This is a genomic window from Herbiconiux daphne (assembly GCF_024979295.1).
In the GTDB taxonomy this organism is placed as follows: Bacteria; Actinomycetota; Actinomycetes; order Actinomycetales; family Microbacteriaceae; genus Herbiconiux; species Herbiconiux daphnes.
In genome coordinates this window covers 1-624 of sequence record NZ_JANLCJ010000514.1, presented here as the reverse complement: position 1 = coordinate 624, position 624 = coordinate 1, and the positions used below count along the sequence as shown (strand labels likewise).

2 protein-coding genes are annotated in these 624 nt (G+C 42.6%); both read left to right on the top strand.

Going from position 1 to position 624, the window contains the following annotated elements; translation table 11 throughout:
- On the top strand, positions 1 to 222 hold a 222-nt coding region (locus N1032_RS26165; protein WP_259543560.1), incomplete at its 5' end, for a helix-turn-helix domain-containing protein.
- 33 nt (positions 223 to 255) lie between these two features.
- Positions 256 to 624, top strand: a 369-nt coding sequence (locus tag N1032_RS26160) for a hypothetical protein (RefSeq protein WP_259543559.1), incomplete at its 3' end; no start/stop codon positions are given.

The window sequence follows — 624 nt, the reverse complement described above, 5'->3', positions numbered from 1 at the left end:
ATGACTGAAAATATGAAGGATAGACAGGAAAGGGGCAGAACTTCTAACTTTATTCCAGATGGAGTGGAAGAAAAGATCAGGGTTTTAAGAAAAACTGGTCTTTCTCAATTAAAGGTAGCCACGATTGTAGGTTGCAGTCAAATGCATATCTCCAAACTGGAACGTGGTAAATATAAATTAAAAGGTAAGCTGGAAAGGGATTTATCCCTTGGAGAGGATTAGTAAATTTGCGGTATAGTCTTTGCAGGTGGTAGTTTGTCGTCCAGCGATCTGGAGATCTTTAACCAGATGCTCTACTGTGACGTTTTCCGTGGTGCTCATGCGACTGGTATTTACGCTAAGCGTCAAGGTGAGAAAGAAGTCAAGTATTGTAAACAGGCTACTGAACCGTATCCGTTTATGCATACTGAGGAGTACATCAATCTTACTCAAGGTGCGGGTAAGTATGTTGTAGCTCCGGTCTTTGTTGTAGGTCACAACCGTCATGCCACTCGTGGCAATTCGGGAGATTCTAAGAACGCTCATCCGTTCCAGCATGGCAACATCACGTTAGTCCATAACGGTACTCTAATGGATCAGGATTTACTTCCAGATTCCAGTAAGTTCGTTGTGGTCAGTGAAAAC